This window comes from Ignatzschineria ureiclastica (genome assembly GCF_003121845.1).
Taxonomy (GTDB): Bacteria; Pseudomonadota; Gammaproteobacteria; order Cardiobacteriales; family Wohlfahrtiimonadaceae; genus Ignatzschineria; species Ignatzschineria ureiclastica.
The window spans coordinates 670,874-678,380 of record NZ_QEWQ01000001.1; the positions used below are offsets into that span (position 1 = coordinate 670,874).

Annotated in this window: 6 protein-coding genes and 2 rRNA genes; 4 read left to right on the forward strand and 4 right to left on the reverse strand. The window is 41.7% G+C overall.

The features are described 5' to 3' along the window. The 3 genes from DC083_RS02795 to DC083_RS02805 all read left to right on the forward strand — a co-directional run bounded on the left by DC083_RS02795 (position 1) and on the right by DC083_RS02805 (position 3,045). Positions 1–450 (forward strand): NfeD family protein, encoded by a 450-nt coding sequence (locus tag DC083_RS02795; RefSeq protein WP_109188716.1) that lies wholly within the window; start codon positions 1–3, stop codon positions 448–450. Beyond that, positions 434–1,600 (forward strand): DUF2868 domain-containing protein, encoded by a 1,167-nt coding sequence (locus DC083_RS02800; protein ID WP_109188717.1) that lies wholly within the window; start codon positions 434–436, stop codon positions 1,598–1,600. The genes DC083_RS02795 and DC083_RS02800 overlap by 17 nt, the downstream gene beginning before the upstream one ends. A 65-nt stretch (positions 1,601–1,665) precedes the next feature. Further along, a complete protein-coding gene (locus DC083_RS02805) occupies positions 1,666–3,045 on the forward strand; it encodes a GTPase/DUF3482 domain-containing protein (protein WP_109188718.1) in 1,380 nt (459 codons plus the stop codon). A gap of 28 nt (positions 3,046–3,073) precedes the next feature. On the opposite strand, the gene DC083_RS02810 is transcribed toward DC083_RS02805, so the two are convergent. Together DC083_RS02810 and prfA are read right to left on the reverse strand one after the other, a co-directional pair. Further along, a complete protein-coding gene (locus DC083_RS02810; RefSeq protein ID WP_157954876.1) occupies positions 3,074–5,002 on the reverse strand; it encodes a bifunctional 2',3'-cyclic-nucleotide 2'-phosphodiesterase/3'-nucleotidase in 1,929 nt (642 codons plus the stop codon). Positions 5,003–5,029: 27 nt separating this feature from the next. Next, positions 5,030–6,118: a peptide chain release factor 1 gene (prfA, locus tag DC083_RS02815; protein WP_026878744.1), complete on the reverse strand. Its 1,089-nt coding sequence runs from the start codon at positions 6,116–6,118 to the stop codon at positions 5,030–5,032. Between the two features lie 90 nt (positions 6,119–6,208). Here prfA and DC083_RS02820 point away from each other — a divergent pair, with 90 nt between their 5' ends. Beyond that, complete coding sequence (locus tag DC083_RS02820) at positions 6,209–6,517, forward strand: septum formation initiator family protein (RefSeq protein WP_109188720.1); 309 nt, start codon at positions 6,209–6,211, stop codon at positions 6,515–6,517. 496 nt (positions 6,518–7,013) lie between these two features. On the opposite strand, the gene rrf is transcribed toward DC083_RS02820, so the two are convergent. Both rrf and DC083_RS02830 read right to left on the reverse strand, forming a co-directional pair. Continuing rightward, positions 7,014–7,128: ribosomal RNA gene (gene rrf / locus DC083_RS02825) — 5S ribosomal RNA — on the reverse strand. Between the two features lie 169 nt (positions 7,129–7,297). Next, a 23S ribosomal RNA gene (locus DC083_RS02830) occupies positions 7,298–7,507 on the reverse strand; the annotation flags it as partial.

Sequence of the window (7,507 nt, forward strand, 5' to 3'; positions counted from 1 at the left end):
ATGTCCCTATTTTCAAGTTTTAGTCCTATGATGGTGTGGCTGATTCTCGGCGCTATTTTGATATTACTTGAAATGTTGGTTCCCGGCGTTTTCCTCTTTTGGCTAGGTATAGCAGCGCTCATCGTGGGGGCGTTGCTTCACTTTTTCACCTTTTCAGTGATGATGCAGATTCTGCTCTTCGCAATTCTCTCAATTATCACTGTGCTCATTGGTATCAAAACCTATAAACGTGGGGAAAAAGATATCCGCTCACAAGATCCTAATCAAGTTCGTGGTGCGGAATATATTGGCAAAATCTATACGATTACAACGGCTGTTGAAGAGGGAGAAGGTCGCTTACCGTTAGGGGATTCAGTATGGCGTATTGCCGGAGAAAATATCCCGGCAGGTAGCAAAATTCGTATTACCAAAGTAACAGGAAATACCTTAAATTATGAGCGAGTTGAATAATCGTTCTCAATTAACGGATCATAAAGCAACGCTCATCAATCAGGTGGGCGCTGTTTCTCTGCGTCCCTCAAAAATGGTTATCACGCTCTTTGCAATCCTCATCATCTTGATTACGATCAGCGGTAGCGGTGCGCTGCTCTCTTCCCCTATTCATCCGATTGCACTGGTATTAGGCATTTTAATCCCCTCTTATCTCTTTTTAATCTTTGCACTCATTCGGAAACACTCACTCTTTTCTGAACTATTATTACTATTGCAAAGACAGATTGGAAAACTTCAACACCGTTTACAAGGGGATCAATCAGCAACGCCGACAAGAATCAACCCCGCTTTAAGTGAAGCCGATACAGCGCAATTGATGCGATTGATGAAATCAATAATGCACTTCTCTTGGCTGATGATCTTTGTTGCGCTAATTGTGAGTCTCTTTTTTCAATTTACCCTCAAACAATATGAGTTTCATCTCTACAGTACGCTCTTTCCACAAGAGAATGGACTCTATTATCAGATTATTGCGGTATTAGATTATCTACCGAGCTTCTTTCATCAATCCTTAATCACCCCGGAAATCATTGAACATAGCCTCAATAGTACGCCCTCAGCCATTGAAAATGCAATGTGGGCAAAATGGGTCATTCTGATGATTCTCTATTATGGATTGATTCCTCGATTGATCTTCTTTCTCTGCGCTTATATTCCCTATCGCCGGCATCGGCAGATTATGCCCCCCACAGTTGCAAGCGTGACTCAAACGCTCACGCAGATTGTTGACCCGGCTAAAGCACGTCCGCAAACGGTGCGACCTGTGAAAACCATTACGCAAGGGGAGCATCAAATGGAGGTTGCGCTCGATTATGCCTACCCCTTACCCCATAATATTAAGATTATTAATGATCGAAAAGCCTTTAGCGCATTACAACAAGCTCTAGAACAGGCACCGCTTGCGAGTTTAATACTCTATATTGATAGCGAGCTCACACCGGATCGGAGCTTACTACGCCGAATCTATACGCTTCTTAATCTCGCTTTAAATAATGAGATTATTCTACTCGAAGGGAATGATCAATCCCGCATCAAAGAGTGGCAAGCAAAATTACAACCTAATCTTTATGACAATGAGATTTTACGAGTTACCCCCAAGCCACAATAGCTGATTCTTAACCCTATTACTATGCTATTTATGGCATAATAGAGCCTTGAGTTACAGGGGGATATATGAGTGGTAAGATCTTAAAAATTGCAATTGTCGGTCATACAAATACAGGAAAGACATCCTTAATTCGCACTATTACGCGCGAGCGAAATTTTGGCGAAGTGAGAAATGAAGCCTCCACCACAATTGATGTGGCCGAGATTAAACGCTCTTCAGATCAACTGACACTCACCTATATCGATACCCCCGGCATTGAAGATGCGATGGGGGTATTAGATCTCTTAGAAAACCGTTATCCCTCACGCACTCGTATGGAAGAAGCCGACAATCTCCTACGATTTGCCAATGATCCTGAAGTCGAAGCTGAATTTGAGCAGGAAGTGAAAGTGATTAAGCAGCTCTTTGAGGCTGATCTTACCTGTTATATTGTCGATTGCCGACTTCCCTTTTTGCCTAAATTCGATGATGAATTAACCCTTATTGAAAAAACTCATCGCCCTATTCTCCCGATATTAAATTTTATCCAAGGGGAATATTTAGATATTTGGAAACAACATCTTAAAGCGCACGGTATTCATCATTATCTAGAATTTGATACCATTATGCCACCGCAAAAGCGTCGATTTTATGAGCAGATTGCCATTATGTTTCCGGAACTCTATCAAGAAATTATGGCTTACATTCAGCTCGAAGAGATTGCTGAACAAACACGATTTCATACGGCAATGGAGCTCTGCGCTAACTTCTACCTCAATTTAATGACATTGCAAGTCAAGAAAAAGCGGGGAACGAATGCCGATAAAATTATGAAATCCCTCAATCAATCCATTGAGAAACTAGAGCAATCAACACTACAAAACCTACTCAATTGTTATCAATTTAACAAGGAAGATATCGCCTATTTTGCGGTTGCGGTTGAGGGTTCACAATATGAGCAAGAACTTTTTACGAGTGAAAATCTCATCGATTTCTCTGTGCAATTTGGCAAAGGTGCAGGTGTTGGCGCAGGGCTATTTGCTGGCATTGATGCTTTAGCAGGATTTACAACACTAGGTGCGGCTTCGGCAACGGGGGCTATTCTTGGCGGACTTGCGGCCTCTTTCAAACATTACGGTAGCTCCCTAATGGATCATCTACAAGATCTGGAAACATTCTGCGTCAATGATGAAGCCATTGCTCATCTCTTATCACGAATGCTCTATATGGTAGGAGCTTTAAGCGGTCGTAGCCACGCTGAATTAACACCTATTTATCTCAATCAAATCAAAGACCTTAAAGAAGATCAGTCGGCATTACAAGCATTTATTCACGATAATCGCTATCTCAGAGCTCATCCGGAATATTATGAGAAAAATGGCCGAATGATTGATAGTAAACGGGATAAGGTCCTCACAACACTCACAGAAAAACTGACATCACTCTACCAATCGGCATTAAAGTAGGCATAGCAGATTGATGAATAAATCCCGATTATGAACCGCTATCAATCTGATAAAGCGCAAATTTCTCGGGATCTTCACCGACATATTGAATAGGGTAACGACAACTCTGTTCAATAATCTCTCGGGATTTAGCACTATTGGCTGTCTCAAATAGTAATTTTGCATTACCTAATGCCGAGAGCGCTAATCCCCAATTATAATCGGGTTCAACTTTTAACTCACCCCGTTGAGATGTAGCCTGAATATAAGAGAGAATCACTTCAGGAATCTCCATCATCGTTCCACAGACCACCTGCCCGCTACCTGCTCCTGGAAAACGATCAACTAAGGCTCGATAGCTATTGGTTGCCAAATAGAATTGATCTTCTGGTTCGATCAACGCTCCTTGATAACGAAGTTCAATAATGCGCTCACTCCCCGCATTCAATAATGAGAGATCTGGTGCATAACGCGGTAATTGCGAAGGATCAATCTGATATTCAATCCCTTTAATAATATCGAAGTTGTAAGGTCGATATTGCGCCCAATTGATGAGCTGTTGCGGCGTTTCAGCTGCCGGATTAATTGTATGATAGATGCTTGCACAACATTCAAGCCATTCTTTTAAATTAGCGCCACTAATTTGTAATACTACAAGATAATTAGGATAGACATAGAGATCGGCAACATCTTTAAAATAGAGCTCTCCGGGATCAATCTCTGTAAAATAACTCGGGTCATCTTTTCGGCTTCCCACCTTAAAAAGAGGAACTGCCGAGAGAAGTGGATATTGCGGGAAATAAGTCTCTTTCGCTTTTGATGCTAACAACTGCTCAGCCATTGCTCGCTGACTATCTGCGACAATCTGAATACAGTGGTCATCTTGAATTAACGATAGATAGCTATAGAAACCTGTTTGACATACACCGATCGGCACTTTCATCATCGCTCGGATTGCTTCGTGGGCATCTTGCATCAAAGAACGATAATAGGGATTAACTTGACCGTTGACAGGCCAATCTTCTTCAATAAATCGTAGCTCTGATCGGCCCTTTGTAACCGTCCATTGATCTTGCTCGAATGTTAAGTTTAGATCAATTACCCCTAACCAACGAGCCCAAGAACCGGGCATTACAACAGGCGTTCCAAGAATCGTACCATTAGCTACATCAATCCCCAAGGATTCATATCCCGATTGATCGAGATCCGCTGAAAATCGAAAACTCTCTGAAGGAAAACGGCGATGTTGATGACCTGTAATAAGCGCATCTACTTCTGGAATTTGAGCAATATAGTAACCACTATTCTCCATTTCCGATTCAAAAGGTCGGCGAGAGATCCCCGTATGTGCCAATGCAATTACAATATCGGCGCCGGCTTCACGCAATAATAGTGCTTCTCTCTGAATAGCTTCTACCGCATCAAAGCTCTCTAAAGCAGGGTTTGTTAACGCATACTCATCTAAATGATTTTTATCCCAAGTGGTCACTTGTGGTGGCACAATACCCGTCACACCGATTTTTAGCAGGATTTTCTTACCTTGATCAGTCACCATTTCTCGCTCTAATATTACTGACCGAGGCAATAGAGGCTCACCTTCTTGGTCACAAATATTGGCATTGACATAGGGAAATTGTGCCTGCTTCAACACTGTTTTAAGATAATCGACCCCAAAATTGAACTCGTGATTTCCAATGGTTGCGGCATCATAACCCATTGCATTCATAAGAGTATAGGCCGGATGCTCTTTTTCTAACGCATATTCCCGTAGATAATCAGACATTGGCGCTCCTTGTAAAAGATCGCCATTGTCAAAGAGAAGATGATTCGGCACTTCAGACCGGGCTGAATCAATCAACGTCGCAAGTGAGATCAATCCTGTACGTGCAGCAACGTTATCTCGATAATAATCATAATCCATATAGAAACCATGAATATCGGTCGTTGCTAATAACCGTAACTGTAATTGATCTTGCACTCTACGCTTCCTTATAATCCTTGAAGATTATTCATCTCCACCAATAGCGGCAAGTAGATCTGCCTGATTTTCTTGAATCAAGGGTTCAATCACCTGATCAAGATCGCCATTCATAATCTCATCTAATTTATAGAGGGTAAGATTAATACGATGATCTGTAATACGGCCTTGTGGGTAGTTATAGGTTCGAATTCGCTCAGAACGATCCCCTGAGCCGACTAAGTTCCGGCGGTTTTCGCTCATCTCTTTTTGCTCACGCTCACGCTCTGCTTCTAATAGACGAGCACCCAATAGACTCATCGCTTTCGCTTTATTTTTATGTTGAGAACGTTCATCCTGACATTCCACCACAACCCCTGTCGGTAAATGGGTAATTCGAATCGCAGAATCGGTAACGTTAACGTGCTGCCCACCAGCCCCCGATGAACGAAATGTATCAATTTTTAGATCTGCAGGATTAATCTCGATCATCTCTGTTTCAGGAATCTCTGGTAAAATCGCAACTGTTGCCGCAGAAGTGTGCACACGACCTTGAGATTCTGTCTCAGGAACCCGTTGTACCCGATGCGCACCTGATTCAAATTTCAAACGAGAGTAAGCACCTTGACCCGTTACTCGAGCGATCACTTCTTTATAACCACCATGCTCTCCATGATGCTCACTAATTAACTCAACTCCCCAACGGCGCTCCTCGGCATAACGCATATACATTCGAAGCAGATCCCCCGCAAATATCGCAGCCTCATCACCGCCGGTCCCGGCTCGAACTTCAAGAAAGATATTGCTATCATCAAAAGGATCCGTAGGTAACAGTAAAACACTAAGAGATTTCTCTAAACGCTCTTTCTCAGCTTCTAAAATAGGAAGCTCTTCTTTCGCCAACTCTTTAAGCTCACTATCAGAACCATCAAAAATCTCTTTAATCTCGGCGAGACCCTCTTCATTCGCTTTCCAAGCATTAAATTCCGCAACAACAGGATCTAAATGAGCATACTCTTGCGAGAGCTCTCTAAATTTATTATTGTTATTAATCACTTCCGGATCAGAGAGAAGATGAGAAACTTCTTCTAAACGCTCTTTTAATTCTTCTAATTTTGCAATTATACTGTCTTTCATTCGTTACTTTACGCTATAATAAGTGGTTCAAGATTTTATCGCTTATTATCTCAAATCTAAAGGCTTTCGTACAATGCGAAATGATCAAATATGAAGTTAATGCATCTTCTGCTCATTATCCTTCTCCTAATTTTAGGGATTCTCGTCAAACAGACTTGGTTTGATGAAGAGAGCGGTCGTAAAAAACTAGATGCTTTACAATCCTCTTTAGAAGAATTACAACAACAAAATCAAGAGCTCCTCAATCAGAATAACCATATTCGCCAAGTCATTAACGGCATTAAATATAATTACGGCGCAAGGGAAGAGTTAGCGCGTAAACATTTAGGGTTGATTAAAGAAGATGAGACTTTCTTCCATGTTATTCCTGCGGATAGTGATGAGAGTAATAAAAAATAAGAAACTTATTACTCACGCATAGAAGATATAAAAATTCACACTATAGCCATCACCCTCCTTTACAAGAGCTCAATACAAGACAACAATTATCTACTATTCCTCTTCAACTGAATATAAGTTGTCGACTTAGCTTGTAGAGTTATTCTAGCTCATCATTTTACCTACTTAATTCTTACTAAAAATACTTACATTAGCATTGCCGAAATAATTTACCGGCAAAAGTCTCTCAATACACCCAACTACTTTCAGAGCAAAGTGGCATTGCGCTTTTCACAGAACAGGCGCAATAAGATACTCTCTTTTATAGTAAGATCGACTCAAAATAGGTTCATTTAAATGCCGGCGCATCAGCTGATCGAGGCGAGGAAGCTATTCTACCCGGCATCGTGCAAGTGTTGGTGAGTCAGGTTTTATACTTTCTTACACCAAACTCTTTCATTTTTTTCACCCAAAAGAAAAACCCCTAGTTCACTGAACTAGGGGTCTCTTGATTAAGCCCTGGAAATGACCTACTCTCACATGGGAACTCCCACACTACCATCGGCGCTGCTACGTTTCACTTCTGAGTTCGGGACGGGATCAGGTGGTTCCATAGCGCTATTGTTTCCAGGAAAACTGGTTTGTGTTTGAAGTACCGATGCATCTCTGCATTCTATACCGCACTCCACTCACGAATAAATTTGATTAGTTGGTTAGTAACAGCAAGTTCTCTGTATTCTCTATTGTAACTTTGGAAACGCTCATGTCTCATTGTAAGACAAATTGTCTAAGACCTATTATATGGTCAAGCCTCACGGTCAATTAGTATTGGTAAGCTCAATGCATTACTGCACTTACACACCCAACCTATCAACGTCGTAGTCTTCGACGGACCTTCAGAGGGGTTAAACCCCTAGGGAAATCTTATCTTGAGGAAGGCTTCCCGCTTAGATGCTTTCAGCGGTTATCCCGTCCGTATGTAGCTACCCGGCTATGCCATTGGCATGACAA

Excerpts from the sequence above, each read along its gene's own strand:
- DC083_RS02795 (WP_109188716.1), top strand. The coding sequence starts at position 1 with ATGTCCCTATTTTCAAGTTTTAGTCCTATGATGGTGTGGCTGATTCTC.
- DC083_RS02800 (WP_109188717.1), top strand. The coding sequence starts at position 434 with ATGAGCGAGTTGAATAATCGTTCTCAATTAACGGATCATAAAGCAACG.
- DC083_RS02805 (WP_109188718.1), top strand. The coding sequence starts at position 1,666 with ATGAGTGGTAAGATCTTAAAAATTGCAATTGTCGGTCATACAAATACA.
- prfA (WP_026878744.1), bottom strand. The coding sequence starts at position 6,118 with ATGAAAGACAGTATAATTGCAAAATTAGAAGAATTAAAAGAGCGTTTA.
- DC083_RS02820 (WP_109188720.1), top strand. The coding sequence starts at position 6,209 with ATGAAGTTAATGCATCTTCTGCTCATTATCCTTCTCCTAATTTTAGGG.